The following is a 26872-nucleotide window of genomic DNA, read 5'->3' on the forward strand; positions in this document are numbered from 1 at the left end:
GGGATGTCAATGGCCCACCGTGCCCGGATATGGCTGCACAGGGCGGCCACGTGCGGCGCGCTGCTCGCGGCGGCCGCGCTCGCGGTGCCCGCCCAGTCGGCCCACGCTGCGCCCGGAGAGCCCTCCCCCGCACCCTCCGCGTCCTCGGGCGCCTCCGGCGGCTCCGGCGGCGGGCGGTCCGCGGAGAAGAAGTACCGGGACATGCCGCTGGACGAGCTCCTGGAGGAGCTCCAGAAGCTCTACCACAGCGCCGAGGAGTCGACGGAGAAGTACAACGACGCCTCCGACCGGCTCAAGAAGCAGCGCGCCGAGGTCAAGAAGGTCCGCGGCAGGCTCGACGACAAGCGCGACGAGGTCGACGAGGGCCGCAAGGTCGCCGGAGCACTGGCCCGTCAGCAGTACCGGCACGGCAGCATCTCCCCGTACGCCGGGATGCTGCTGAGCGACGACCCCAACAGCGTCATCGACCAGCGCCGGCTGATCGCGCAGGGCGTCGACGCCCAGGTCCACACGGTCGAGCGGCTGGAGGCCGCGGAGAAGGAGCTGAGCCGCCTGGCCGACAGGGCCCAGGAGGCGCTGGAGAAGGCCGAGGAGCTGGCCGCCAAGGAGCGCGGGGCCCGCGACGAGGTCAAGAAGAAGCTGGCCGACGTCGAACGGGTGGTCGCCTCGCTGACCGGCACCCAGCTGGCCGACCTGCAGCGCATGGAGCAGCGCGAGATCGACCGCATGCAGGCGGAGTTCATCGCCTCCGGCGCCCTGGGCACCGGTGCGCGGGGCGCCTCGCGGGGCGGTGCGAAGGCGATCGCCTACGCGCTCGCGCAGCTGGGCAAGCCGTACGTGTGGGGCGCGGAGGGGCCCGACTCCTTCGACTGCTCGGGGCTGACCTCCCAGGCGTGGCTGGCCGCGGGCAAGGTGATCCCGCGCACCAGCCAGGAGCAGTGGCGGCAGCTGCCGCGCGTCCCGCTGGAGCGGATGCGCCCCGGCGACCTGGTCATCTACGGTGCGGGCGCCACGCACGTGGGGATCTACCTCGGCGACGGGGCGGTCGTGCACGCCCCCCGTCCGGGCTCGTACGTGAAGGTGGCGCCGGTCGGCTCGATGACGGTGATCGGCGCGGTCCGCCCGGACGAGGGCGCGAAGTCGATGGAGGACTACAAGGTCCCCGAGGTGCCGAAGTCGGCGGAGAAGGGCGCGCCGATCGGCACCGGTCTGTAGACGGTGCGACGGGGGCGGGGGAGGACGGCGGCCGCCCGTCCTCCCCCGCCCCCGTCGTGCCCCGTTGTGCCCCGTTGTGTCGCTACTGCCGGAAGCCGGCCAGGTAGGCCTCGGTCCTCTCCGGCTCGAAGAAGAAGCCGTCGAAGTCGGAGGGGTCGTCGAAGCCGTTGGCGAAGCGGTCGGCGACGGGCTGGATCTGCCCGGCGGCCCCGATGAGTTCCAGCACGTGCGCGGGCGGCGGGGCCAGCATGGCGTTGGTCCAGCGGGTGACGTGCTGCGCGATGTCCCAGTAGCGGTCGAAGGTCGCCTGCATCCAGTCGCGGTCGAACGGCTTGTCGCCGTGCTCCAGGATGCTGTCCAGGTACACCGCGGCGCACTTGGAGGCGTTGTTGGAGCCCTGGCCGGTGATCGGGTCGTTGGCGACGACCACGTCCGCGACGCCGAGCACCAGCCCGCCGGAGGGCAGTTCGCCGACGGGGTGCCGCACGGTGGGCGCGTAGCGGCCCGCCAGCACGCCGCCGGCGTCGGTCAGTTCCACGTTCCGCGCCCGGTCGTACTCCCAGGGCAGGAAGCGCTTCATCAGCTCCAGCGTGGTGGCGAGGTGGTCGTCGGGGTTCTTGATGTCGCCGAAGACGTCCAGCGGGCCGCCGGGGATCCCCTCCCAGAAGAGGATGTCGCAGGGCCCGGAGCGGGTCAGCGACGGCATGACGAACATCTCGCCCACGCCCGGGACCAGGTTGCAGCGCACCGCCAGGAAGTCGGGGTGCTCGGGGCGGTTCTCCAGGCCGTGCACGTAGGCGACGGCCAGCGCCCGCTGGGGGGTGGAGTACGGCGAGCGGGAGGCGTCGCGGGTGAACATCGACACCAGTTCGCCCTTGCCGGCCGAGACCAGGACCAGGTCGTAGGCGCGGGAGAAGTAGTCGAGGTCGGAGACGGCGGCGCCGTGCACGACCATCTGGCCGCCCCGCTGGACGAACGCCTCCATCCAGCCGGACATCTTCACGCGCTGGTCCACCGACTGCGCGTGGCCGCGCAGCTTGCCCACCCAGTCGACCGGGCGGCTGCCGTCGGGGCCGGCCACGGAGACGCCCAGCCCCTCTATTCGCGGCGCCCGGTCCTCCCAGAAGTTCAGCTCCAGGTCCCGTTCGTGCTGCAGGGCGGTGTGGAACATGCACTGGGTGGACATCACCCGGCCGTCACGGATCTCGTCCGCGGTCCGGTTGGACATCAGGGTGACCTCGTAGCCGTGGGACTGCAGCCCGAGGGCCAGTTGGAGGCCGGACTGGCCTGCGCCGACGACGAGTATCTTCCGCATCGCAGCCTGCTTTCTGGACATACGGAGGGGGGAGGAGGGCGAGAGGAGGGCGGGGCGAGGGGCGGCGGGGCGCCGCGGGGCCTCAGGAGGGCTGGGCCGCGAGCGCGTGGACGACCAGCGCGGTCAGCGCCGTGACCACCGAGTCGCGTTCGCGCGCGTCGCACAGGACGACCGGGACCGCGTCCGGCAGGGCGAGCGCCTCGCGCACGTCCGCCTCCTCGTACTGCGGCGTGCCCTCGAACTGGTTCACCGCGACCACGAACGGTAGTCCGCACCCCTCGAAGTAGTCGAGGGCCGGGAAGCTGTCGGCCAGCCGGCGGGTGTCGGCCAGGACGACGGCGCCGATCGCACCGCGCACCAGGTCGTCCCACATGAACCAGAACCGCTGCTGCCCGGGGGTGCCGAACAGGTACAGCACCAGGTCGGAGGCGAGGGTGATCCGGCCGAAGTCCATGGCGACCGTGGTCGTGGTCTTCTCCGGGGTGGCCCGCAGGTCGTCGATGTCCTCGCTGGCCTGCGTCATCACCGCCTCGGTGGTCAGCGGGGTGATCTCGGAGACGGCTCCGACGAAGGTGGTCTTGCCCACGCCGAAGCCACCCGCGACCACGATCTTGGTGGACACCGGTCCGGGGCCGCCGGGTTCCTGCCAGTCCTGCACCTCGCCGTCGCGCACCGGCTTGTCCGTTTCAGAGCCTGCGAAGTCCACTGAGCACCCTCTCGAGAAGCGCACGATCCGGCTGGCCGGTGCCGTGTCCCGTTCCGTACACCCGCAGCCGCCCCCGATCGGCCAGGTCACTGATCAACACCCGCACCACGCCGAGCGGGATGTGCAGCAGCGCGGAGACCTCCGCGACCGAGCGCGTCCTGCGGCAGAGCTCGACGATGGCGCCGATCTCCGGGAACACGGCCTCGGTGAAGCCGCCGGACGCGCCCTCCGGCTCCCCGTCCGGCTCGTCGGAGGTGACGACCAGCGTCTCCACCAGCAGGACGTGCCCGAACCGGGTGCGCCCGCCCGTCAGGGCGTACGGACGCACCCGGGAGGCCCGCTTGCCCCCGCCCCTGGCGGGCAGCGCGGGGGCCTGTCCGGCCGCACTCACCGGCTGTCCCCGTAGGCCCGGCGCAGCTCGGTCCGCAGCTCGGGCGTGAGCACGTGTCCGGCGCGGCCCACGAAGAGCGCCATGTGGTAGGCGACGACGGACAGGTCGCACTCGGCGTCCGCGTGGACCCCCAGGAGCGAGCCGTCGCTGATGGACATCACGAACAGGTGGCCCTCGGCCATGGTGACCACGGTCTGCTTGACCTGCCCGGTCTCCATCAGCCGGGCGGCGCCGAAGGTGAGGCTGGCGATGCCGGAGACCAGCGCCGCCAGGTCGGCGGTCGAGCCGGCCGGACCCTCCGGGGAGGCCCCCGGGGCTTCTGCAGCCTCTGACGCCTCTGACGCCTCTGACGCCGCTGCGGGGCCGTCGCCGTCCTCACGGCCGGTGTCCGCGTCCGCCTCCGAGGAGATCAGCAGCAGCCCGTCCGAGGAGACGACCACCACCGACCTCAGGCCGGGGACCTCGTCGACCAGCCCGGTGAGCAGCCATCTCAGGTTGCGGGCCTGGGGACTGGGTTCGTGCAGGTCGGTACTCGTACTCGACGCGTTCAACCGCGTGCCTCCTCGACAGTTCCGCCCTCGTCTTCGGTCTGCGTCCCCGGCGGCTCGGCCGAGGACGCCAGTTCCGCCTCCACGTCGCGGCGCCCCACCGCCAGGCCCTGCTGGAACCCGCCGAGCCGGCGCCTGAGTTCCGCGGCGTCGACCGGGCCGCCGGCGGCCCGGGGCCTCGGCCGGACCCCGGGGCCGTTGAGGGTGGCGGCCTTCGGGGTGCGCTTGGGAAGTCCCTTGGACGTCAGCGGGGCACCCGCCCCGTCCCCCGGACGCGGCTCGGGCACGGCGGGCTCGGCCGGAGCGGCGGGGGCCGCCGCGGGCACGGGCTCGGCCGGCGCGGGCGCTGCGGGCTCGGCCGCCGCGGGGGGCTGCGGGCGCGCCGCCCCGTCGCCGGACGTGTGGCCGTCCTCCGCGCGGGAGTGCTCCCCGGCTTCCGCCGGAGCCCCGGACGCACCGGGGGTGCGCTGTGCGGGGACCGGCGCGGTGACGGTGTCCGGGCCGGCGGTGGTGTCCGGGCCGGTGCCGGTACCGGTGGCGGTGGCGGTGGCGGTACCGGTGGCGGTACCGGTGGTGGGGGCGGCGTCGGCCGGGGCGCTGTCGGCCCGCTGCGTCCCGGTCTTCTCCTGCGCCCCGGCCGGCTGCTGCGTGCCGGGCACCACCAGCCGGGCGGGCAGGACGGCGACCGCCGCGACCCCGCCCTGCTTCTGCGTGCGCAGCCGGACCCGCACGTCGTGCCGGGCGGCCAGGCGGGCGACGACGAACAGGCCCATGCCCGAACCGGTGTCGCGGACGGCCCCGGGGTCGGCCAGCTGCTCGTTCAGCTCCGCGAGGCGCTCCTCGGGGATGCCGATGCCGCTGTCCTCGACCGAGAGCACGATCTCGCCGCCGCTCAGCAGGCTGCCCGAGACCTCGACGTCGGCGTGCGGCGGGGAGAACGCCGTGGCGTTCTCGAGGAGTTCGGCCAGCAGGTGGCTGATGTCGTCGACGGCGAAGCCGGCGAGGTGGACGTCGGGCAGGGCGTCGATCCGGACGCGCTCGTAGCGCTCGATCTCGGAGACGCCGGCCCGCAGGACGTCCAGCAGCGCGGTCGGCCGGCTGTGGCCGCTGCTGTGGTCGACGTCGGCGAGCACCAGGAGGTTCTCGCTGTTGCGCCGCATCCGGGTCGCCAGGTGGTCGAGCTTGAACAGGCTCTCCAGCTGCGCGGGGTCGGCCTCGTGGTCCTCGAGGGTCTCGATCAGGGCGAGCTGGCGCTCCACCAGGCCGAGGGTGCGCAGGGAGAGGTTGACGAAGGTGCTGTGCACGCTGCCCTGCAGCGAGGCCAGCCGTCCGGCGAGTTCCTCCCGCTCCTGCGTCAGCTCCTCGCGGGTCCGGGCCAGTTCGTCCCGGTCGCGGCGCAGGACGGCGTGGTCGAGGGCGGCCCGGGTGCGCTCCCCGTGCAGGGCCGCGGCCTGCTCCTGAAGGGCGTTGACGGCGGTGGCGACCGCGGCGAACTCGTCGCGCGTGGAGGCCGGGACAGGCCGGACCTCCGGGGCGGCCGCGCCGGGGTCGGCCAGCTGCGGCACGAACCTGGCGGCCAGGTCCGCCGCCCCGCCGTGCAGGGCCCGCAGCGGCCGGGTGAGGGAGCGGGCGGTCTGCACGGTGACGCCCAGCACGAGCAGGGCGCACACGCCCACGAGGGCGGCGACGGTCTCGAGGGCGACGACGTCGTCGTTGCGCAGCTCCTCCAGGGCGGCCGAGGAGGAGGCGGCGAGCGAGGACTCGACACTGCGCATCAGGGCGATGCGCGCGGACAGCGCGGCCTCCACGCGGTCCGCGCCCAGCTCCGTGTCGCCGGCGTCCAGTTCCGGACGGTCGGTCAGGCGGGCCAGGTAGGTGTCCGCGTCGTCGACGTCGGCGCCGGTGACGGTCTTGGCCCAGCGGTCCTTCGCGGACCGGGAGGCCGTGGCGGTGAAGTCGTCCAGGGCCGCCTGCTCGCGCACCGAGGCCCGCTGGGCGGCGCCGACGAGCTGCGGCTGGGTGCCGCCGGCCGCCAGTGCGCTCAGCAGCAGGCCGCGCTGGGCGGACGCCTGCTCGACGGCCCGGCCGAGGGCCGGCCGGGCGGAGGTGTCGGCGTCGGCGGCGCGGGCGGGCAGTTCCCGGGCGACGGTCGCCCCGACCTGCTGCAGCGCGTCGAGGGTCTCGGAGTAGCCGTCGAAGGCGGAACGGGCGGTGCCGGGGCCGGAGAGGGTGCGCTGGCGCAGCCGCGGCAGGGCGTCGACGAGGGCGTCGAGCTCCTTCAGCCGTGCGGCCAGCGCCGGGGCGTCGGCGGTGTCGACGTCGGCGACCGCGTGCTGCAGCGCCTGGGCCTGGCGGTCGACGCGTGCGCGCTGCTCCTCGGAGACACCCGCGCCCCGGGCGGTGGTGCGGCCCGCGGCCACGAAGGCGGCCATGTCGTCGCGTTCGTCGGCCAGGGCGTGGGACAGCGCGACGGCGCGCACGTCCAGGCGGGCCAGCTGGGCGAGGCGCTGCGACTCGGCCAGGTCCCGCACCGACGCGGCGATGCCCGGGGCGCCGGCGGCGGGGACGGCCAGCAGGCACACGGCCACGACCGCCAGCAGTCGTCGCCGCACCGGCCGGGAGGGCTTGTCCAGGGTGACCGGCGGGGCCGCTGGGGCCGCGGGGGTTTCGGTCGGGGGCGGGGCCGGCTCGTCGGCCCGGTTCCCTACGCCAGGGGCGGACGCATCTGTCCGCGACTCATGCCTTGTCCGCACCGGATCTCGCAATCTCGTCTCTCGCCCGTCAGTGACCCGAGGTGACGACTGATCAACTTCCCCCGTGCGTCCATGGTGGAGTGCGGCGACTGCGTCTGCTGTACGACCAGTCGTTCCCACCCCGGCATGGCTCCGACCATTCCAGCCGTGTGCGCAGGGCGTCGCGCATCCCCTATCTAGACACTCGAAGGAGTGAACAACACAGGGCACTCGCGTTGCCACTCGCAGTACGCCGGCCGCATTGCCCGCGCGGCACCGGAGTTGGCACCGCGGCAGGCCTCCTGACAGGATTCGCCCCGCACTCCGCCGGGCGGACGGCGCGTCCGTGACCTGCGGCAGACTTGCCCCATGCGCATCGAGCTGGCCTCCGAGCCCGGCGGGCCGCGCCCCAACGAGGATTTCGCCGCCGCGGCCCTTCCCGTATCCGGACAAGGGGGCGCACTTGTGGTCCTGGACGGCGTGACCCCGCCCGCCGCCCGGACCGGCTGCGTCCACGGAGTGCCCTGGTACGTCACCCGCCTGGGGAGCGCACTCCTCGAACTCGCGTCCGAGCACTCCGGCATCGGCCTGGCCGAGTGCCTTTCGCTGGCAATCGGTCGCACCGCAAACGCGCACAGCGACAGCTGTGACCTTTCTCACTTCGCCACCCCGCAGGCGACCGTGGTCGCCGTCCGGTGGGGCGAGGAGTCCGTGGAGCACCTGGTGCTGTCCGACTCCGTCCTGCTGCTCGGTTCGGACGACGGGGTCGAGGCGGTGCTGGACGAGCGGCTGGCGCGGCTGCGCCAACGCGGGCCGGTGCTGGAGTCGATGCGCAACACCGAGGACGGTTTCCACACCGCGGGAGTGGACCCCGGGGTGGCCTCACGGGCGGTGACGGGCACCCGGCCGCGCTCGCGGGTGCGCACCGTGGCCGTCCTCACCGACGGGGCGGCACGGCTGGTCGAGGTGTTCGGCGCGTGCGACTGGGACGGCGCCCTGGCCGCGCTGCGCGAGGAGGGGCCGGAGGCGTTCGTCGCCCGGGTCCGCGCGGCGGAGGCGGCCGACCCGGAGGGAGCACGCTTCCCGCGCGGCAAGGCGTCGGACGACGCGACGGCGGTGCTCGTGGAGCTTTGACCCCGGCGGGGGCCGGGGGCCGGCGGGGTCGGTACCGACGGGAGCGGGGGCCGGCGGCCCCTACTCCTCGGTGGGCCGCTGCCCGGGCGGGGGCGCCGTCCTGTGCGCCTGCTCCTTGACGTCGTTCAGGCGGTGCAGCAGCCGGGCCAGTTCGCCGATGTCGGCGACGTCCCAGGAGGCCATCAGCTCCAGGTAGCGCTCGCGGCGCTCGCGGCGCAGCCGCAGGAAGCGGTGGCGGCCCTCCTCCGTCAGGCGCAGCAGGTACGCCCGGCCGTCGGCCGGGTCGGGTTCGCGGGCGACCAGGCCCAGCTCCTCCAGCGGCCGCAGCTGGCGGCTCATCGTGGCCTTGCCGATCCCGAAGTACGCCGCCAGGTCGGTGGCCCGGCCGGCCCCGACCTCGTGGATGCGCACCAGCAGCGCGTAGGCGCCGGGCTCGAGGTCGGGGTGGACGGCCCGGGCCATGTCCCGCGAGGAGGCGCGGGTGCGGCGGATGAACACCGACAGTTCGCGTTCCAGCGCTTCCAGGGCCCGCTCGGACTCGCCCTTCGCCCCGGCCCCGGCGGGCGCCCCGGCCCCGCCGTGCGGCTCGGCCGGCTCCCGGGTCCCGCCGGGTCTGCCGGTCCCGCAGTCCTGTGCCGCCTCTGCTGCGGCTCCGCTCTCGTGCACGCCCGCAGTCCTCTGCTTCGCCGTCGGCCCGTCTGTCGGTGGCCAGTATTTCGCACCGCCGGCGCCGGACGGAAAGGACACCCGGCGCCGGTGCGGCGCTCCCGGGACGGCCTCCGGCCCGGGCCGGAGGCCGTCCCGGGCCGGTTGCGTCCCGCCGTGTCCCCGTCCGGTGTCAGGCGGCCTCGGCCCCGCCCTCCGTGCGGGCGGCCGCGCCGGCCGGCTCCAGGGCCAGTTCCAGCACCTGCCGCACGTCCGAGACGGGGTGGACGGTCAGCCGCTCCAGGACCTCGGCGGGCACGTCGTCCAGGTCCGGCTCGTTGCGCTGCGGGATCAGCACCGTGGTCACCCCGGCCCGGTGGGCGGCGAGCAGCTTCTGCTTCACCCCGCCGACGGGCAGGACGCGGCCGGTCAGCGACACCTCGCCGGTCATCGCCACGTCCGGGCGCACCCGGCGCCCCGACAGCAGGGAGGCCAGCGCGGTGGTCATGGTGACGCCGGCGCTGGGTCCGTCCTTGGGCACGGCCCCGGCGGGGACGTGCAGGTGGACGCCGCGGTCCTTCAGCTCGCCGGCCGGCAGCTCCAGTTCGGTGCCGCGGCTGCGCAGGAACGACAGGGCGATCTGCGCGGACTCCTTCATGACGTCGCCGAGCTGGCCGGTCAGGGACAGCCCGCTGCCGCCGGTGCCGGGACCGGCCAGCGACGCCTCGACGTAGAGGACGTCGCCGCCCGCGCCGGTCACGGCCAGGCCGGTGGCCACGCCCGGCACCGCGGTGCGGCGCACGGCGGGGTCCTGCGCGGACTCGGGGGTGTGGTGTGGCCGGCCGATCAGGTCGCGCAGGGCGTCCGCGCCGACGGTCACCGGCAGTTCCTGCTCGCCGAGTTCGTGGCGGGCGGCGACCTTGCGCAGGATGCGGGAGACCGCGCGTTCCAGGGAGCGCACGCCCGCCTCGCGGGTGTACTCGCCGGCCAGCCTGCGCAAGGCGTCGTCGTCGACCGCGACCTCCTCGGCCGTCAGCCCGGCCCGCTCCAGCTGGCGGGGCAGCAGGTGGTCGCGGGCGATGACGACCTTCTCGTCCTCGGTGTAGCCGTCGAGGCGCACCAGTTCCATGCGGTCCAGCAGCGGCTGCGGGATCGACTCCAGGACGTTGGCGGTGGCGAGGAAGACCACGTCGGACAGGTCGAGCTCCACCTCCAGGTAGTGGTCGCGGAAGGTGTGGTTCTGGGCCGGGTCGAGGACCTCCAGCAGGGCGGCGGCCGGGTCGCCGCGGTAGTCGGAGCCGACCTTGTCGATCTCGTCGAGCAGCACGACCGGGTTCATCGACCCGGCCTCCCTGACCGCGCGGACGATGCGGCCGGGCAGGGCGCCGACGTAGGTGCGGCGGTGGCCGCGGATCTCCGCCTCGTCGCGCACGCCGCCCAGCGCCACCCGGACGAACTTCCGCCCCATGGCGCGGGCCACGGACTCGCCCAGCGAGGTCTTGCCGACGCCCGGGGGCCCGACCAGGGCCAGCACGGCCCCGCCGCGCCGCCCGCCGACGACGCCCAGACCGCGGTCGGAGCGGCGCTTGCGCACCGCCAGGTACTCGACGATGCGGTCCTTGACGTCCTCCAGGCCGGCGTGGTCGGCGTCGAGGACGGCGCGGGCGCCGGGGATGTCGTAGGCGTCCTCGGTGCGCACCGTCCAGGGCAGTTCCAGCACGGTGTCCAGCCAGGTGCGGATCCAGCCGTTCTCCGGGCTCGCGTCCGGGGCGCGCTCGAGCCGGTCGACCTCCTTCAGGGCGGCGGTGCGCACCGCCTCGGGCAGGTCGGCGGCCTCGACGCGGGCGCGGTAGTCGCCGGTCTCGTCCTCGGGGTCGCCGTTGAGCTCGGCCAGCTCCTTGCGGACCGCCTCGAGCTGGCGGCGCAGCAGGAACTCGCGCTGCTGCTTGTCCATGCCCTCCTGGACGTCCTTGGCGATGGTCTCGGCCACGTCCTGCTCGGCGAGGTGGTCGCGCAGGTCGGACAGGGCCAGCCTCAGCCGCTCGGCCGGGTCCTCGGTCTCCAGCAGCCGCAGGCGCTGCTCGGCGGTGAGGAACGGCGAGTAGCCGGCGTTGTCGGCGAGGCGGGAGACGTCGTCGATCTGCTGGATGCGGTCCACGACCTGCCAGGCGCCGCGCTTGGTGAGCCAGACGGTGGCGAGGGCCTTGTACTCCTTCATCAGCTCGGCCAGTGCGCCGGGAAGGGGGTCGGGGACGTTCTCGACGACCTCGGTCGCCTCGACCCACAGGGCGGCTCCGGGGCCGGTGGTGCCGGCGCCGATGCGGCAGCGGCTCTCGCCGCGTATGACGGCGGCCCGCTCGCCGTCGGCGAGGCGGCCCACCTGCTCGACGCTGCCGAGCGTGCCGACGGCCGCGTACCGGCCGTCCACGCGGGGAACCAGCAGTACCCGCGGTTTGCGGGAACCGGGGGCGGCGGACTGCGCGGCCTCGACCGCGGCGCGCACCTCGTTGTCGGAAAGGTCCAGCGGCACCACCATGCCCGGCAGCACGACGCTGTCGTCCAGCGGCAGCAGGGGCAGGGTGAGCGTCGACGGAACCGAAGCCATGATCTCTCCCTCGGCAGGCAAATTGAGCTACGTGGACTCAATGCTTCTGCTGCCCCGGGTGTTCCCCCGCCCTGTTCGCTCTGAGCGATCAGCCGTTCACCTCTCCGTGGCGGGAGCCGCGATTCCGGGCGGGGCAATGCGCGCGCTTCTTCTTCCTTCCCCTGTACCTGGAGGCCTCGTGGGCACGGAGCTCACGGTGGACACGGAGCTCGTGCGGGCATGGGTCGAGGGCTGGGCCGTCTCCCGCGGGGCCGCGCCCCCGGCGGAGCGGGCCTGGGGCCTGACGACCGACGTGGGGGTGCCCGGGCACGTCACCCGGCACGTGCTGTACCGGGCCGACGAGGAGCTGGTGCGCGACCTCACAGCCACGAACACCGCACCGGGCACCTGGCTCAAGGTGTTCGCGCCGCCGGAGACCGTCTCCGCCCGGGCGGCCCCCGGCTGGTCCCTCGACGTCCCCTGCTTCCTGATGTCGGCCCCCCTGCGCCCGGCCCCGGTGACCGTCCCCGACGGCTACCGGCTGCGCACCCGGGCCCGGGGCGGCGTCGTCCGCACGGTCGTCCTCGCCGCGGACGGCGCCCTCGCCGCCCGCGGGCAGATCGCCTTCCCCGCCGCGGGCGCCGCAGGAATCAGCCGGAACCGCCCGGATGGCCGGCGAGAACGCCCTCCCCGCCCGTCGCGCCCCGGCGGCCGGGACCGCCGCCGGGCGGGCGGTGGGCGGCTCCGGCGCGGTGGGCGCTCGGGCTCACACCCCGGAGCCGCTTGAAGGCCGCGCTGAAACCGAACGCGTCCGCGTACCCGACGCGGCGCGCCACCTCCGCGACCGTCACCGCGGGGTCCTCCAGCAGGTCGGCGGCGAGCGCCATCCGCCACTGGGCCAGGTAGGCGAGAGGCGGCTCACCCACCAGTTCGCGGAAGCGCTTGGCCAGCGTGCTGCGGGACACCGCCGCCTCCGCGGCCAGCGAGGCGAGCGTCCACGGCCTGCCCGGCTCCCGGTGCACGGCACGCAGCACCGGCCCCACGACGTCGTCGCCCAGCGCCCGGTACCACGCGGGCGGATCCGCCTCCGGACGGTCGAACCACTCCCGCAGCGTGCACACCAGCAGCCAGTCCAGCAGCCGGTCCAGCACGACCTGCCTGTCCGGCCGCTCCGTGTCCAGCAGGGCCTGCAGGTGCAGGTACTCGCGCACGGCCGTGCAGTCGTCGTCGGGCACGACGGCCACCGGGGGCAGCAGCCCCAGCAGCCGCTGCGCCCCCGTCGCCCCCGAAGCGGTACGAACCGACCAGCACCACCGCGTCGCCGACCGGGTCGACGGCGAGGTCGTCGGCAAGGGCACCGACGGGGTCACCGGCGGGTGGGGCGTCCGCCCCCGGGCCCCCGCCGCGGACATCGCGCACCAGGTCCGGCCGCGCCGCCGTCGCGGGGTCGTCGGCGAACACGAACGGCCCAGGGCCGCGCAGGACCGCCGTCTCGCCCTCCTCCAGCCGCCGCGGGGGCTCCCGGAGCCCCGGACGATCCAGCCCCGGCCGCGTAGCGGCGCGCACAGCGTCAAGGACGCGGCGCCGTCGAACCGCAGCGCCCAGGGCGCCGACAGCACCCGCCGGTCGAACTCGGCGCCGTGGGCGCGCACCTGCCGCAGGAGATCGTCCAACGGGTCCATGGCGCCACGATAAGGGCGCGTACGGACGGACATGCCCTCCGGACGCCCGTCCATGGGCGGGACCGTCCGCGGCGGGTTGACTCCGTGGCATGACGACACACGGGAACAACATCCTGGTCCTGGGCTCCACCGGCAAGACCGGACGGCGGCTGGTGCGCCGGCTGCGCGCGGAGGGCAGGCCGGTGCGGCCCGCCTCCCGCTCCGGCGAGGTGCCCTTCGACTGGTTCCGGCCCGACACCTGGCAGCCCGCGCTGGACGGCGCCTCGGCGGTGTACCTCGTGGCACCCGAGGACCCGGCCCCCGTGCAGGGCTTCGTCGAGCAGGCCGAGGCCTCGGGCGTCGGCCGCTTCGTGGTGCTGTCCGGGCGCGGCGTCGAGCACGTCGGCGAGGACTTCGGGCGGGGCATGGCCGCCGCGGAGCGCGCCGTGCGCCGCTCCGGCGCCGAGTGGACGATCGTCCGCCCGAACAACTTCGACCAGAACTTCGACGAGGACCTGTGGCTCCCGCCGCTGCGGGCCGGCCGTCTCGCCCTGCCCACGGGCGGTGTGCCCGAGCCGTTCGTCGACGTCGAGGACGTGGCCGAGGTCGCCGCGGCCCTGCTCACCCGGGACGGCCACGCCGGGCGGGTGTACGAGCTGTCCGGCCCCCGCGCGCTGACCTTCGGATCGGCCGTCGCCGTGATCGCGCGGGCCTCGGGCCGGCGGATCGAGCACGTGGAGCTGACGCCGCAGGAGTACCACGCCGAACTGCTCGCCGACGGCCTGACGGAGGCCGACGCACGCGGCCTCGGAGCGATGTTCGCCATGATGCGCGCCGGGCACTCCGCCGAGCCCGCCGACGGCGTGCAGCGGGTCCTCGGCCGCGAGCCGGCGGACTTCGCCTCCTACGCCGCCCGGGCCGCCGCGGCCGGCGCCTGGTCGTGACCCCGCGGGGCCCGGGCGCGTGCCCGGGCCCCGCGGCCCCGGCTCCTCCGCCGGGGCGGGATTGCGCCCCGGACCGGGACGCGCCGCGGAGACACGCGTGAACCGTCCGGCGGGCCCCGGACGAGAGAGGGGGCGTGAGACTCTTCCGCCCCGTGGGGGCACGAGACGGGACCCGCACCGCCCGGACGGCGGACGCGCCGGCCGGTGGCACGGCCGCACCGGCCGGCGGCGGTGCCCCGGGCCGCGGCGGGGAAACCCCGGACAGCGGCGGCGACACGGCGCTGATGCGCGCCGTCGCGGCCGGCGACGCACAGGCGCTGGCCGAGCTGTACGACCGCAACGCCGGCTGGCTGCACGCCCGGCTGGCCCGGCGCTGCGACGACCCGGAGACGGTGCGGGAGGTCCTGCAGGACACCTTCCTGACCGCCTGGCGCTCCGCCGGGGCGTTCGCCGACGGCCCGTCGGCGGCTGGCTGTGGACGATCGCTGCGCGCCGGCTGGTGGACGCGCGGCGCGCAGGCCCGCTCGGCGCGGGACCGGGCGGAGCACGTCCGGCAGGAGCGGGCGGCGCTGGCCGTCCCCGCCCCGTCGGCCGAGGCACGGGTCCTGGAGGGGCTGGAGCACGGGGAGCTCGGCGCCGCCCTGGAACGGCTGCCGTCGGAACTGGGGCGGTGGTCCGGACGACGGTGGTCGACGGGCTGACGGTGCGGGAGGCCGCTCGGCTGCTCGGCGTGCCCGAGGGCACCGTGAAGACCCGGGCGCGGCGCGCCCGCCGCCTGCTGCGGGCGGCCCTGTCCGGGGGCGGCGGAGACGGCCCCGCAGTCGGCCCCGGCGCCGGTCCCGGCCCCGGCCCCGTTCCCGATGCAGGTGCAGACGCAGGCGCCGGGCTCGCGGCCGGTGCCGGTCGTGCGGCCGGCGCCGTCACCGGGTTCGCTCCCTCCCCTTCCCCCGCACGGCCAGTACCTGCCGGAGGCACTGCATGAGCCGCCCCGCCGACCCGTCCGCCGCACACGGGCTCCGCCGGGTCCCCGGACCCCGCCACGTCCACGCCCGGGACGCCGACGCCTACGCGGGTGGCGGGCTGCCGGAGGCGGACGCCTGGAGGCTGGAGAAGCACCTGGAGTCCTGCGGGGAGTGCGCTCTGCTGGTCTCCGACGCCGTCCGCGCCACCTCCGTCGCGCCCGTGCTGGCGGATCTGCGCGCCGCGCTCCTGGCCGCAGTCCCCGTGGCCCCGGCGGAGGAGCGCCCGCCCGCCGCCCCGGCGGCAGAACCCGCCCGGCCCGCGGGTCCGGGCCGAACGGCACCCGCCCGGCACGCCCCGCGCCGGCCCCGTCCCCGGCTCCGGCTCCGCCGTCCGGTCGCGGGCTCCGCGCGGACCGGCCCCGCGGCCCGGGCGGGGCGTGCGGCGGCGGCCTCGTTCGGCGCGGTGCCGGCGCTGCGGGCGGCCTGGGCCGCGTCGCTGGCCGTGGCCGCCGTGGCGGCCGTGGTCTCCGCCCGGCTGGCCGGCTTCGACGGGGCGCGTCCGCTGCTGCTTGCCGTGGCGCCGCTGCTCCCGGTGGCCGGGGTCGCGGTGAGCTACGGCCGGGCCGACCCGATGCACGAGACCGTCGCCGCGACGCCCTCGGGCGGCCTGCGGCTGCTGCTGGTCCGCACGGCGGGCGTGCTCGCCGTCTGCGTACCGCTGCTGACCGCGGCGGGACTGCTCCTGCCGGACGGGGTGGGCGGCCCCGGGGCGGCCGCCTGGCTGCTGCCGGGCCTGGCGCTCACCGTGGCGACCCTGCTGCTGGGCTCGTTCACCGGCTGCGCCGCGGCATCCGCCGCGACCTCGGCCCTCTGGCTGCTCGGACTGGCCTGCCTCGGCGCGCCCTCGGTGCCCGGCGCGGCGGCCGCGCCGGGCGGGTCCGCCGCAGTCCTGCGCACCGCCCTGGAGACCTCCCTCGGAACCGTCCTGTCCGGCCCCGGCGCGCAGGCCGCGTGGGCGGCCTGCGGCGCCGTGTGCGCCGTCCTGCTGGCCGCGCGCCGCACCGCCTTCGACCGTCTGGAGCGCATGTGAACCCCTCCTCCGCGACCCCGCCCGCCGTGCGGGTCGAGAACCTGACGGTGCGCCGTCGCCGCGCCGTCCTGCTCGACTCCCTCGACCTGACCGCGGACCGGGGCGTGCACGGCCTCCTCGGCCCCAACGGGGCGGGCAAGACGACCCTGCTGCGGGTCCTGGCGACGGTCGCGGCACCGTCCTCGGGCACCGTGGAACTCCTCGGCCGGACTCCCTCCTCGCCCTCCGCCCGCACCGCCGTGCGCCGCCGCCTGGGCTACCTCCCCCAGCAGTTCGGCCACTACCCCCGCTTCACCGTCCGCGAGCTGGTCGCCCACCTGGCCTGGCTGAAGGAGGTGCCGGCGGCGCGGGTCCCCGCCGCGGTGGAGCGCGCGGTGGACCGGGTCGGGCTGGCCGACCTCCTCGACCGCAGGATGCGCACCCTCTCCGGGGGCCAGGTGCGGCGGGTGGGGATCGCCCAGGCGATCGTCAACGACCCGGAGCTGCTCGTGCTCGACGAGCCGACCGCCGGGCTCGACCCGGAGCACCGGGCGGAGTTCCGCGCCCTGCTGCGCGAGCTCGGCCGGGAGGCCGCCGTGCTGGTCGCCACCCACCACGTGGACGACGTGGCCGCGGCCTGCGACCGGGTCACCGTCCTGGAGCGGGGCCGCCGGGTCGTGGAGTGCACCCCGGCCGAGCTGGCCGCGGCCGCGGGCGCGGAAACCGGCGGGGACGACCACGGGGGCGGCCCCGCCGAGCGCGGCTACACCGGCGTGCTGCACCGCTTCCGCCGGGACGGCGCCGTCACCCCCGTCCCCTCCCCTGCCGACGCCGGGGCCACCGGAACCACCGAAACCGAAGGAGCGAGCGCATGAGCGCCCCCGCGAGTCCGTCCGCCGATCCGTCCGCCGACCCGTCCGCAAGTCCGCCCGCGGCTCCGTCCGCGGGCCTCCTGCCCGTCCTCCGCACGGAGCTGCGCCGCGGGCGCTTCCTGTGGTGGTGGGCCGCGCTGGTGGCCGTCCAGCTGGCCGGGCTGTACGTCTACCGGTGGGTGTGGCAGGAGAGTTGGGCGGACCTCGCCCAGTACGTGCGCAACCTGGCGTTCCTCACCGGTCCCCTGCTGGCCGCGCTGGCCGCCCGGCACGGCGGCCGAGACCGTCGCCTCGGTGCGGAGCAGCTGGCCGCCTCGGTGCCCCGCTCCCGGTTGCAGCGGACGGTGGCCGGGCTGCTCCCGGTCCTGGTGTGCGGGACGGCGGCGTACCTGACGGTGTGGCTGGTCACCCTCGCCGCCGCGTGGCCGTCGGCCTCCGCGTACGGCCGCCCGCTCGTCGGACCGGTGGTCGGCGACCTGGGGGCGGTGGCCCTGTTCGCCTCGGCCGGGTACGTCCTGGGCCGGCTCTCGGGGGGCGCGCTCCTGGCGCCCTTGACCGCCGTGTGCGGCTACGCGGTGCTGCTGGTGTGGGACGTGCCGCACAGCAGCGGCTGGGCGCAGCTGGTCCCGGTGACGTTCGAGCGGCACGAGGGGCGGTTCCCGGCGTGGTGGACCGGCCCCGCGCAGCTGGCCTGGTTCGGCGGGCCGGCCGTCGCGCTGGTGCTGGCGGCCGCCGCCCGCCGCCGGTGGGCGGCGGTGGTGCCGCTGGTGGTGGCGGTGGCGGGCGCGGTGCCGCTGCAGGCCGCGGCGGCTGACGGGGTGTGGCGCCCTGATCCGGACGCCGACCGGCTGGTGTGCAGGGGCAGCGCGCCCGAACTGTGCATGAGGGCGGTGCACGAGGGACGGCGGGACGAGGTCGCCGGTTACGTCCGCAGGGCTGCGGAACTGCTGGAGGACGTGCCCGGGGCTCCCGTCCGTTTCGAGGAGGCCTCCGTCTCCTGGGCCGGGTCGGCCGGGCCGGGGACGGCCGTCTTCCAGCTCGTCGACGGCCCGGGAGCGTCCTGGGAGTCCTCGGAGCGGAATGTCGAGGGGCTGCGCCGGGACGCGGTGCTGCGGCCGCTACTGGGCTGGGGGTGCTCGGAGGACGTCCCGGAGGACGTCCCGATCTGGTCGGAGGGGGTGCTGCGGTGGGCGCACGGCCGGCTCCCGGGGGGCGGCGGGGACGCCGCGTCCATGGGATACGTCGCGGAGGCCGACCCGGCCGCCGCGGCGGAGGCCGCCGCCGTGCTGGAGCGGATGGGCGGGGCCGAGCGCCGGGAGTGGCTGGGCGGCTACCTTGCCGCGCGCGACGCCTGCGACCCGTCGGCGGTGGACGCCCCGTAGCGGGTGCCGCTCCCGTGCTGCGCCGGCACGGGAGCGGCGGGCGCCCGTGCCGCGGCCGGGTACCGCCCGGTGGCCGAGTACCGCCCCTGCCGCCGGGGACGCCGTTAGCCTGTGGGCGACCGCCGCAGTGTGCCGAGGTGCTGTGCGCCGAGGCGCGGGGCGGCGGGGCGTGCGGCGGGGCGCGCACACCGTGCACCGCCGTACCAGCGTGTACCGCACCGCACGAGGAGAGGCCCGAATGCTGCCGCCGAACGCCGCCGACGCCACCGCCGACGCCACCGCCGTTGCCGAGTACGCCGCCCCGGTCGTCGTGGACCGCCGCGAGGGCCCGTACGGCGAGGTGGTGCTGCGGCGGCGCGGCCGGCACTTCGAGATCATCGCCAACGGCTGCTTCCTGATGGACACCCGCGACGGCCGCTCGGAGCGGCTGCTGGTGCGGGCCGCGTTGGAGGAGCTGCCGGAGGGGACCGCCGCCCCGTCGGTGCTGATCGGCGGGCTGGGGGTGGGCTTCTCGCTGGCCGAGGCCGCGGCCGAGCCCCGCTGGGGGGCGATCTCGGTGGTGGAGCGGGAGGACGCGGTGGTGGACTGGCACCGGGCGGGCCACCTGGCGCCGTTCTCCGCGGGGGCGCTGGACGACCCGCGCACCAGGATCGTCCGGGCCGACCTGCTGGAGCACCTGTCGGACGCCGGCGAGGGCTACGACGCACTGTGCCTGGACATCGACAACGGCCCGGACTGGACGGTGACCGAGGGCAACAGCGGCCTGTACGGGCCGGCCGGGCTCGCCGCCTGCCGGGCGCGGCTCAACCCGGGCGGGGTGCTGGCGGTGTGGAGCGCGAAGCCGTCGGAGGCGTTCGAGGAGCGGCTGCGGCAGGCGGGGTTCTCGCGGGTGCGCAGCCTGCCCGTCGAGGTCTCCCGGGGTGTGCCGGACGTGGTCCACCTCGCGGTCAACGGCTGAACCACCGTAACCTTGCGCGGGACGCCGACAGGACCAGCGGGGCGGGGATGACACCGACATGACATTCGCACCATCCACTGGCACGGTCTCTCCCACCCCCGGCGCACAGCGCCGGATCCTGGTGGTCGAGGACGAGCCGACCATAGCCGAGGCCATCGCGACACGCCTGCGCGCCGAGGGGTTCGCGGTCTCCACCGCCGGCGACGGGCCGTCGGCGGTGGAGACCGCGCAGACCTGGCAGCCGGACCTGCTGGTGCTGGACGTGATGCTGCCCGGGTACGACGGCCTGGAGGTGTGCCGCCGGGTGCAGGCGCACCGGCCGGTGCCCGTGCTGATGCTCACCGCCCGCGACGACGAGACGGACATGCTGGTCGGGCTCGGCGTGGGCGCGGACGACTACATGACCAAGCCGTTCTCCATGCGGGAGCTGGCGGCCCGGGTCCACGTGCTGCTGCGCCGGGTCGAGCGGGCGGTGCTCGCCGCGCGGGTGCCCGCCTCGGCCTCGCTGCACCTGGGCGACCTGGAGATCGACCACGCGCAGCGCCGGGTGCGGGTGCGGGGCGAGGACGTGCACCTGACGCCCACCGAGTTCGACCTGCTGGTGTGCCTGGCGCAGACGCCCAGGGCGGTGCTCTCCCGGGAGCAGCTGCTCGCCGAGGTCTGGGACTGGGCCGACGCCTCCGGCACTCGTACTGTGGACAGCCACGTCAAGGCGCTGCGCCGCAAGATCGGTGCGGAGCGCATCCGCACGGTCCACGGGGTGGGCTACGCCTTGGAGACTCCCGTGCGGTAGGTCCTCTGCCGCACGGCCGGCCGCTACGCCCTGGGGGGCTCCCATGACCTCGACGGCACCCGCATCCGTCCGACCGCCGCGCCGGGACGGGCCCGGCGGGAACGGGCCGGACCGGGACGGCGCCGCGCCGGGCGCGGACGGGACCGCGGAGGACGGGACCGCGGAGGACGAAACAGGGAAGAACGGGGCGGCCCGCCCGGGAAGGTGGCGGGGGGCCGTGGCCGCCACCCGGCCGTTCTCGATCAAGACGAAGCTGAACACCCTGGTCGTGGTGTCGGTGCTGATCACCACCGGCCTGGTGATCGTGGCCTTCCGCACCGAGACCCAGCTGCGGATCATCACCGTCTTCTCGATCATCGCCTCGATGCTGCTGACGCAGCTGATCGCGCACAGCCTGACGGCGCCGCTGCGCGAGATGACGGCGGCCTCGCGGGCGATGGCGAACGGGGACTACAGCCGCCGGGTCCGCGCGGGCCGCCGGGACGAGCTGGGCGACCTCGCGGTGGCCTTCAACCGCATGGCCGCCGACCTGGAGGCGGTGGACCGCCACCGCAAGGAGCTGGTCGCCAACGTCTCGCACGAGCTGCGCACCCCGATCGCCGCGCTGCGGGCGGTGCTGGAGAACGTGGTCGACGGGGTCTGCGAGCCCGATTCGGAGACGCTGCGCACGGCCCTGGGGCAGACCGAGCGGCTGGGCCGGCTGGTGGAGCACCTGCTGGACCTGTCGCGGCTGGACAACGGCGTGGTGCCGCTGAACGCCAGGCCCTTCGAGGTGTGGCCGTACCTGTCGGCGGTGCTCCGGACGGCGCAGATGGACGCGATGGCCGCGGGGTCGCGCAGCCGCACCGACGTCCACCTGCACCTGGCCGTCTCGCCGTCGGGGCTGACGGCCTGCGCGGACACCGAGCGGCTGCACCAGGTGGTGTCCAACCTGATCGACAACGCGGTCAAGCACAGCCCGCCCGGGGGCCGGGTCACGGTCAGCGCCCGGCCCGGCGCGGCGCCGCTGAGCCTGGAACTGGAGGTGCTGGACGAGGGCCCGGGCATTCCGAAGGCGGAGCACGACCGGATCTTCGACCGTTTCAACCGCGGCTCGGCGCCTTCCCAGAAGGGGAAGAGCGGCGACGGCGGCACCGGGCTGGGGCTGGCGATCGCCCGGTGGGCGGTGGACCTGCACGGCGGCCGGATCCGGGTCGTGGAGTCCCCGCGGGGCTGCCGCATACGTGTCAGCCTTCCGGGCAGGGGCCGACTGCGCAGTTGACGTAGGGTTCCATCGAGGCAGACCCCGCGGCAACGCGGTGGAGTGGATGTGTTGTCCGCGGCCGGGCTGCAGCGTACGCGAAACAGCCCAAAGACACGCCATTTCCCGTCAACGATGGGGTTGAAACCAGCCTTACGGTGTGACTTACGCGACGACTGCCCCCCGGGCCTGCGGGAAGCCCGGTCAGGGGCGTAGCCTTTATTCCCGCTGTCCATCACCCAAGGAAGCGGAAGAGGGCGGTTCTCGCCGTGTCGCCACAGTCCCCCAATACCTCGAGTGTCTCGACCGAGTCCGACGGAGCGGGCAAGAGTCCCTCCGCCGCGGGTTTCGGCCCCAACGAGTGGCTCGTCGACGAGATCTACCAGCAGTACCTCCAGGACCCGAACTCGGTGGACCGGGCCTGGTGGGACTTCTTCGCCGACTACAAGCCCGGCAAGGACGCCGCCGAGGCGGCCTCCCCGCAGCCCGCGCAGGGCTCGGCGGCCGCCCCCGCCCGTCCCAAGGCCGTGCCGACCCCGGTGCCGGACGGGGCGGGCCCGCAGGCCGCCGCCCCGGCCGCCCCCGCTCCCGAGGCAGCGAAGGCCGCCCCCGCGGCGAAGCCCGCGGCCGCCGCGCCCGCCCCGGCAAAGGCCGAGCCCGCCAAGGCCGAGCCCGCCAAGCCGGCCGCCGCGAAGCCCGCCGCCAAGGCCGAGCCCGCCAAGGCGGAGCCCGCCGGCGCCGAGTACGTGACGCTGCGCGGCCCGTCCGCCGCCGTCGCGCGCAACATGAACGCCAGCCTGGAGCTGCCCACCGCCACCTCGGTGCGCGCGGTCCCGGTCAAGCTGCTGATCGACAACCGCATCGTCATCAACAACCACCTCAAGCGCGCCCGCGGCGGGAAGGTCTCCTTCACGCACCTGATCGGGTTCGCGATGGTGCAGGCGCTCAAGGCGATGCCGTCGATGAACCACTCCTTCACGGAGAGGGACGGCAAGCCGACCCTGGTCAAGCCCGAGCACGTCAACCTGGGCCTGGCCATCGACCTGGTCAAGCCCAACGGCGACCGCCAGCTCGTCGTCGCGGCCATCAAGAAGGCCGAGACGCTCAGCTTCTTCGAGTTCTGGCAGGCCTACGAGGACATCGTCCGCCGCGCCCGCGCGAACAAGCTGACGATGGAGGACTTCACCGGCGTCACCGCCTCCCTGACCAACCCCGGCGGCATCGGCACCGTGCACTCCGTGCCGCGGCTGATGCCCGGCCAGGGCCTGATCATGGGCGTCGGCGCCATGGAGTACCCGGCCGAGTTCCAGGGCACCGCCCAGGACACCCTCAACCGCCTGGGCATCTCCAAGGTCATGACGCTGACCTCGACCTACGACCACCGCGTCATCCAGGGCGCCGCCTCCGGCGAGTTCCTGCGCACGGTCAGCCGGCTGCTGCTGGGCGAGAACGACTTCTACGACGAGGTCTTCAAGTCCCTGCGGATCCCCTACGAGCCGGTCCGCTGGCTCCAGGACATCGACGCCACCCACGACGACGACGTCAACAAGGCCGCCCGCGTCTTCGAGCTGATCCACTCCTACCGGGTCCGCGGCCACGTCATGGCCGACACCGACCCGCTGGAGTACAGCCAGCGCAAGCACCCCGACCTGGACATCATCGAGCACGGCCTGACCCTGTGGGACCTCGAGCGCGAGTTCGCGGTCGGCGGGTTCGCCGGCAAGTCGATGATGAAGCTGCGCGACGTCCTCGGCGTGCTGCGCGACTCGTACTGCCGCACCGTGGGCATCGAGTTCATGCACATCCAGGACCCCAAGCAGCGCAAGTGGGTCCAGGACCGGGTCGAGCGCCCGCACGACAAGCCCGAGCGCGACGAGCAGCTGCGCATCCTGCGCCGCCTCAACGCCGCCGAGGCGTTCGAGACCTTCCTGCAGACCAAGTACGTCGGCCAGAAGCGCTTCTCGCTGGAGGGCGGCGAGTCCGTCATCCCGCTGCTGGACGCGGTCCTGGACGCGGCCGCCGAGTCGCGCCTGGACGAGGTCGTCATCGGCATGCCGCACCGCGGCCGCCTCAACGTGCTGGCGAACATCGTCGGCAAGCCGTACGCGCAGATCTTCCGCGAGTTCGAGGGCAACCTCGACCCGAAGTCGATGCACGGCTCCGGCGACGTGAAGTACCACCTGGGCGCCGAGGGCACCTTCACCGGCCTGGACGGCGAGCAGATCAAGGTCTCGCTCACCGCCAACCCCTCGCACCTGGAGGCGGTGGACCCGGTCCTGGAGGGCGTGGTCCGCGCCAAGCAGGACATCATCAACAAGGCCGGCACGGACTTCACCGTCCTGCCCGTGATGCTGCACGGCGACGCGGCGTTCGCCGGCCAGGGCGTGGTCGCCGAGACCCTGAACATGTCGCAGCTGCGCGGCTACCGCACCGGCGGCACCGTGCACGTGGTGATCAACAACCAGGTCGGCTTCACCGCCGCCCCCGAGTCGTCCCGCTCCTCCATGTACGCCACCGACGTGGCGCGGATGATCGAGGCGCCGATCTTCCACGTCAACGGCGACGACCCCGAGGCCGTGGTCCGCGTGGCGCGGCTGGCCTTCGAGTTCCGCCAGGCGTTCAACAAGGACGTCGTGATCGACCTCGTCTGCTACCGCCGCCGCGGCCACAACGAGAGCGACAACCCCGGCTTCACCCAGCCGCTGATGTACGACCTGATCGACAAGAAGCGCTCGGTGCGCAAGCTCTACACCGAGTCGCTGATCGGCCGGGGCGACATCACCCTGGAGGAGGCCGAGCAGGCGCTCAAGGACTACCAGGACCAGCTGGAGAAGGTCTTCACCGAGGTCCGCAACGCCGCCTCCCAGCCGGCCCCGGCCGAGCCCCGGGCGGCGGAGGGGGCCCCGCGGGCCGAGGACTTCCCCGTCGCGGTCGACACCGCCGTCAGCGCGGAGGTCGTCAAGCGGATCGCCGAGTCCCAGGTCAACGTGCCCGACCGGGTCACCGTGCACCCGCGCCTGCTGCCGCAGCTGCAGCGCCGCATGAGCATGGTCGAGGAAGGCACGATCGACTGGGGCATGGGCGAGACCCTGGCCATCGGCTCCCTGCTGATGGAGGGCACCCCCGTCCGCCTGGCCGGCCAGGACTCGCGCCGCGGCACCTTCGGCCAGCGCCACGCGGTGCTGGTGGACCGGGCCACCGGCGAGGACTACACCCCGCTGCTCTACCTGTCCGAGGGCCAGGCCCGCTACAACGTCTACGACTCGCTGCTGAGCGAGTACGCGGCGATGGGCTTCGAGTACGGCTACTCGCTGGCCCGCCCGGACGCGCTGGTGATGTGGGAGGCGCAGTTCGGCGACTTCGTCAACGGCGCCCAGACCGTGGTGGACGAGTTCATCACCTCCGCCGAGCAGAAGTGGGGCCAGACCTCCGGCGTCACCCTGCTCCTGCCGCACGGCTACGAGGGCCAGGGCCCGGACCACTCCTCGGCCCGCATCGAGCGCTTCCTCCAGCTGTGCGCGCAGAACAACATGACGGTCGCCATGCCGACCCTGCCGTCGAACTACTTCCACCTGCTGCGCTGGCAGGTCCACAACCCGCACCACAAGCCGCTCATCGTCTTCACCCCGAAGTCGATGCTGCGCCTGAAGGCCGCGGCGTCGAAGGCGGAGGAGTTCACCTCCGGCGGCTTCCGTCCGGTGATCGGCGACGACACCGTGGAGCCGGAGGCCGTGCGCAAGGTCGTCTTCTGCTCCGGCAAGGTCTACTACGACCTGGCCGCCGAGCGTAAGGCGCGCGGCGTCACCGACACGGCGCTCGTCCGCCTGGAGCGGCTGTACCCGCTGCCGGCCCAGGAGATCCAGGACGAGCTGGCGAAGTTCACCAAGGCCCAGAAGTACGTGTGGGCCCAGGAGGAGCCGGCCAACCAGGGCGCCTGGCCGTTCATCGCCCTGAACCTGATCGACCACCTGGACCTGGTCCTGGGTGCCGCCCCGGACAACGCGGACCGGCTGCGGCGCGTCTCGCGCCCGTCGTCCTCGTCCCCGGCGGTGGGCTCGGCCAAGCGCCACCAGGCCGAGCAGGAGCAGCTGGTCCGCGAGGTCTTCGAGATCTGACGCGACGAGCAGCGGTGCCCGGCCGTCCGGCCGGGCACCCGGCGAGGGGCCCCGCGGATTCCGTCCGCGGGGCCCCTCGCGCCGTCCCGCCCCCGGCTGATCAAGCAAGTTGTGGCGGCGAACCGCAACGAAAAAGCGGCAAAACGGGCACGAATCCTACGCTTTGCCGACCCGGTTCCGGCGCTCTCCCCCACCCCTCGGGTTCGGGGCGGGCGCGGCGGGGGGCGAGGCGGGGTGGGCCTATCCTGAGCCGCAGGAATCCGTCCGTTTCCCCTCCGGAGCGTCATCATGTACTTCACCGACCGCGGCATCGAGGAGCTGCAGGACCGTCGCGGCGAGGAGGAGGTCTCCCTCGACTGGGTCGCCGAGCGGCTGCGCGAGTTCGTCGACCTCAACCCCGAGTTCGAGATCCCGGTCGAGCGGCTGGCCACCTGGCTGGCCCGGCTGGACGACGAGGACGAGGAGTAGCCCCGGGCGCCCGCACGCCTCCACGGCCGTGGGCCGGGCCCCGCCGCCGGTCGTCCGGCGCGGGGCCCGGCCCACGGTCCCGTTCGGCGCGGGGCCTCAGACGGTGAGGACGACCTTGCCGAAGAGGTCGCCGCCGGCCATCTTCTCGAAGCCCTCGCGGGCGCGGTCCAGCGGCAGCACGCTGTCGATCACCGGGCGCACCCCGGTCAGGGCGCAGAAGCTCAGCAGGTCCTCCAGCTCGTCCTTGCTGCCCATGGTGGAGCCGACGACCTTCAGCTGGCGGAAGAAGATGTGGGCGAGCTCGCCCGACGGCGGGTTGGTGCCGCTGGTGGCCCCGGAGATGACCAGGGTGCCGCCCGGCCGCAGCGACTTCACCGAGTGGGACCAGGTGGCGGCGCCGACGGTCTCCATGACCGCGTCGACCCGGGTGGGCAGCCGCGCCCCGGACTCGAACACCTCGTCGGCGCCCAGCTCCAGGGCCCGTGCCCGCTTGGCCTCGTCGCGGCTGGTGGCGTACACGCGCAGGCCCGCGGCCTTGGCGAGGACGATCGCGGCCGTGGCCACACCGCCGCCCGCGCCCTGCACCAGCACCGTGTCGCCGGGGCGCACCCCGCCGTTGGTGAACAGCATGCGGTAGGCGGTCAGCCAGGCGGTGGGCAGGCAGGCGGCCTCCTCGAAGGACAGCTCCTTCGGCTTGGGCAGCACGTTCCACACCGGCACGGTCACCTTCTCCGCGAAGGTGCCCTGGTAACGCTCCGTGAGGATGGTGGGCCTCTCCTTCGGCCCCACGCCGTGGCCGCTCTCCCCGATCACCGAGTGGAGCACGACCTCGTTGCCGTCCTCGTCGACGCCGGCCGCGTCGCAGCCGAGGATCATCGGGAAGCTCTCCTCGGTGATCCCCACCCCGCGCAGCGACCACAGGTCGTGGTGGTTGAGGGAGGCAGCCTTGACGGTGACGGTGGTCCACCCGGGCCGGGCCTCCGGCTCCGGGCGCTCCCCCAGCTCCAGTCCGTTCAGCGGCTGGTCGCGGTCGATGCGTGCGGCGTAGGCGGCGAACATGATCAGAACCCTAGGCCGTGGGGGCCCCGCGGGGAACCGGGCATCAGTGTGATGCGTGCCGCGTCCGGGCCGTACGGCA

20 protein-coding genes and 2 pseudogenes are annotated in these 26872 nt (G+C 74.8%); 13 read left to right on the forward strand and 9 right to left on the reverse strand.

The annotated features are described in order from the left end of the window. Nucleotides 1–9: 9 nt before the first annotated feature. Nucleotides 10–1215 carry a C40 family peptidase gene (locus GQS52_RS08175; protein WP_259370654.1) on the forward strand — a complete coding sequence of 402 codons (1206 nt, stop codon included), beginning with the start codon at nt 10–12 and terminating at the stop codon, nt 1213–1215. 82 nt (nt 1216–1297) lie between these two features. On the opposite strand, the gene GQS52_RS08180 is transcribed toward GQS52_RS08175, so the two are convergent. The 5 genes from GQS52_RS08180 to GQS52_RS08200 form a co-directional block, all read right to left on the reverse strand. Beyond that, entirely contained in the window at nt 1298–2530 is a 1233-nt protein-coding gene (locus tag GQS52_RS08180) for a styrene monooxygenase/indole monooxygenase family protein (protein WP_182312766.1), read from the reverse strand. 82 nt (nt 2531–2612) lie between these two features. Next, complete coding sequence (locus GQS52_RS08185) at nt 2613–3203, reverse strand: ATP/GTP-binding protein (RefSeq protein WP_259371065.1); 591 nt, start codon at nt 3201–3203, stop codon at nt 2613–2615. Between the two features lie 13 nt (nt 3204–3216). Continuing rightward, the gene (locus GQS52_RS08190; protein ID WP_182312768.1) at nt 3217–3627 is read right to left on the reverse strand and encodes a DUF742 domain-containing protein; all 411 of its coding nucleotides are present in this window, start codon (nt 3625–3627) and stop codon (nt 3217–3219) included. After that, the gene (locus GQS52_RS08195; RefSeq protein ID WP_259370655.1) at nt 3624–4178 is read right to left on the reverse strand and encodes a roadblock/LC7 domain-containing protein; all 555 of its coding nucleotides are present in this window, start codon (nt 4176–4178) and stop codon (nt 3624–3626) included. The genes GQS52_RS08190 and GQS52_RS08195 overlap by 4 nt, the downstream gene beginning before the upstream one ends. Next, nucleotides 4175–6787: a nitrate- and nitrite sensing domain-containing protein gene (locus tag GQS52_RS08200; protein ID WP_182312769.1), complete on the reverse strand. Its 2613-nt coding sequence runs from the start codon at nt 6785–6787 to the stop codon at nt 4175–4177. Before GQS52_RS08200 ends, GQS52_RS08195 begins: the two co-directional genes overlap by 4 nt. A 489-nt stretch (nt 6788–7276) precedes the next feature. Between GQS52_RS08200 and GQS52_RS08205 the strand changes: the two genes are divergently transcribed. After that, entirely contained in the window at nt 7277–8041 is a 765-nt protein-coding gene (locus GQS52_RS08205; RefSeq protein WP_182312770.1) for a hypothetical protein, read from the forward strand. A gap of 60 nt (nt 8042–8101) precedes the next feature. On the opposite strand, the gene GQS52_RS08210 is transcribed toward GQS52_RS08205, so the two are convergent. Beyond that, a complete protein-coding gene (locus GQS52_RS08210; RefSeq protein ID WP_259371066.1) occupies nt 8102–8566 on the reverse strand; it encodes a MarR family transcriptional regulator in 465 nt (154 codons plus the stop codon). 313 nt (nt 8567–8879) lie between these two features. After that, complete coding sequence (gene lon / locus GQS52_RS08215) at nt 8880–11291, reverse strand: endopeptidase La (RefSeq protein WP_182312771.1); 2412 nt, start codon at nt 11289–11291, stop codon at nt 8880–8882. Nucleotides 11292–11487: 196 nt separating this feature from the next. Here lon and GQS52_RS27605 point away from each other — a divergent pair, with 196 nt between their 5' ends. Next, complete coding sequence (locus GQS52_RS27605) at nt 11488–12057, forward strand: hypothetical protein (RefSeq protein ID WP_259370656.1); 570 nt, start codon at nt 11488–11490, stop codon at nt 12055–12057. A gap of 19 nt (nt 12058–12076) precedes the next feature. Here the strand turns inward: GQS52_RS27605 and GQS52_RS08220 are convergent. Beyond that, nucleotides 12077–13006: pseudogene (locus tag GQS52_RS08220) on the reverse strand (AraC family transcriptional regulator); the annotation flags it as partial. A 35-nt stretch (nt 13007–13041) separates the two neighbouring features. On the opposite strand from GQS52_RS08220, the gene GQS52_RS08225 reads away from it, so the two are divergent. From GQS52_RS08225 to GQS52_RS08270, 10 genes and pseudogenes are all read left to right on the forward strand, one after another. Beyond that, nucleotides 13042–13875, forward strand: a complete 834-nt coding sequence (locus GQS52_RS08225; protein WP_182312772.1) for an NAD(P)H-binding protein — start codon at nt 13042–13044, stop codon at nt 13873–13875. Between the two features lie 284 nt (nt 13876–14159). After that, nucleotides 14160–14671: pseudogene (locus GQS52_RS08230) on the forward strand (RNA polymerase sigma factor); the annotation flags it as partial. Nucleotides 14672–14853: 182 nt separating this feature from the next. Further along, nucleotides 14854–15927, forward strand: coding sequence for a zf-HC2 domain-containing protein (locus tag GQS52_RS08235; RefSeq protein WP_182312773.1), 1074 nt, complete (start codon nt 14854–14856; stop codon nt 15925–15927). Beyond that, a complete protein-coding gene (locus tag GQS52_RS08240) occupies nt 15924–16781 on the forward strand; it encodes an ATP-binding cassette domain-containing protein (protein WP_182312774.1) in 858 nt (285 codons plus the stop codon). Before GQS52_RS08235 ends, GQS52_RS08240 begins: the two co-directional genes overlap by 4 nt. After that, nucleotides 16778–18160: a hypothetical protein gene (locus GQS52_RS08245; protein WP_182312775.1), complete on the forward strand. Its 1383-nt coding sequence runs from the start codon at nt 16778–16780 to the stop codon at nt 18158–18160. Before GQS52_RS08240 ends, GQS52_RS08245 begins: the two co-directional genes overlap by 4 nt. Nucleotides 18161–18398: 238 nt before the next feature. Further along, nucleotides 18399–19118, forward strand: coding sequence for a spermidine synthase (locus GQS52_RS08250; protein WP_182312776.1), 720 nt, complete (start codon nt 18399–18401; stop codon nt 19116–19118). 58 nt (nt 19119–19176) lie between these two features. Next, entirely contained in the window at nt 19177–19911 is a 735-nt protein-coding gene (locus GQS52_RS08255; protein ID WP_182312777.1) for a response regulator transcription factor, read from the forward strand. 217 nt (nt 19912–20128) lie between these two features. Further along, on the forward strand, nt 20129–21172 hold the full coding sequence (locus GQS52_RS08260) for an ATP-binding protein (RefSeq protein WP_259370657.1): 1044 nt from the start codon (nt 20129–20131) through the stop codon (nt 21170–21172). 248 nt (nt 21173–21420) lie between these two features. Further along, complete coding sequence (locus GQS52_RS08265) at nt 21421–25266, forward strand: multifunctional oxoglutarate decarboxylase/oxoglutarate dehydrogenase thiamine pyrophosphate-binding subunit/dihydrolipoyllysine-residue succinyltransferase subunit (protein ID WP_182312779.1); 3846 nt, start codon at nt 21421–21423, stop codon at nt 25264–25266. A gap of 288 nt (nt 25267–25554) precedes the next feature. Then, nucleotides 25555–25734 carry a DUF6104 family protein gene (locus GQS52_RS08270; RefSeq protein WP_182312780.1) on the forward strand — a complete coding sequence of 60 codons (180 nt, stop codon included), beginning with the start codon at nt 25555–25557 and terminating at the stop codon, nt 25732–25734. A gap of 96 nt (nt 25735–25830) precedes the next feature. On the opposite strand, the gene GQS52_RS08275 is transcribed toward GQS52_RS08270, so the two are convergent. Continuing rightward, nucleotides 25831–26793, reverse strand: a complete 963-nt coding sequence (locus GQS52_RS08275) for a zinc-binding dehydrogenase (protein ID WP_182312781.1) — start codon at nt 26791–26793, stop codon at nt 25831–25833. Between the last annotated feature and the right edge of the window lie 79 nt (nt 26794–26872).

This window comes from Streptomyces sp. SCUT-3 (assembly GCF_014083985.1).
In the GTDB taxonomy this organism is placed as follows: Bacteria; Actinomycetota; Actinomycetes; order Streptomycetales; family Streptomycetaceae; genus Streptomyces_H; species Streptomyces_H thermolineatus.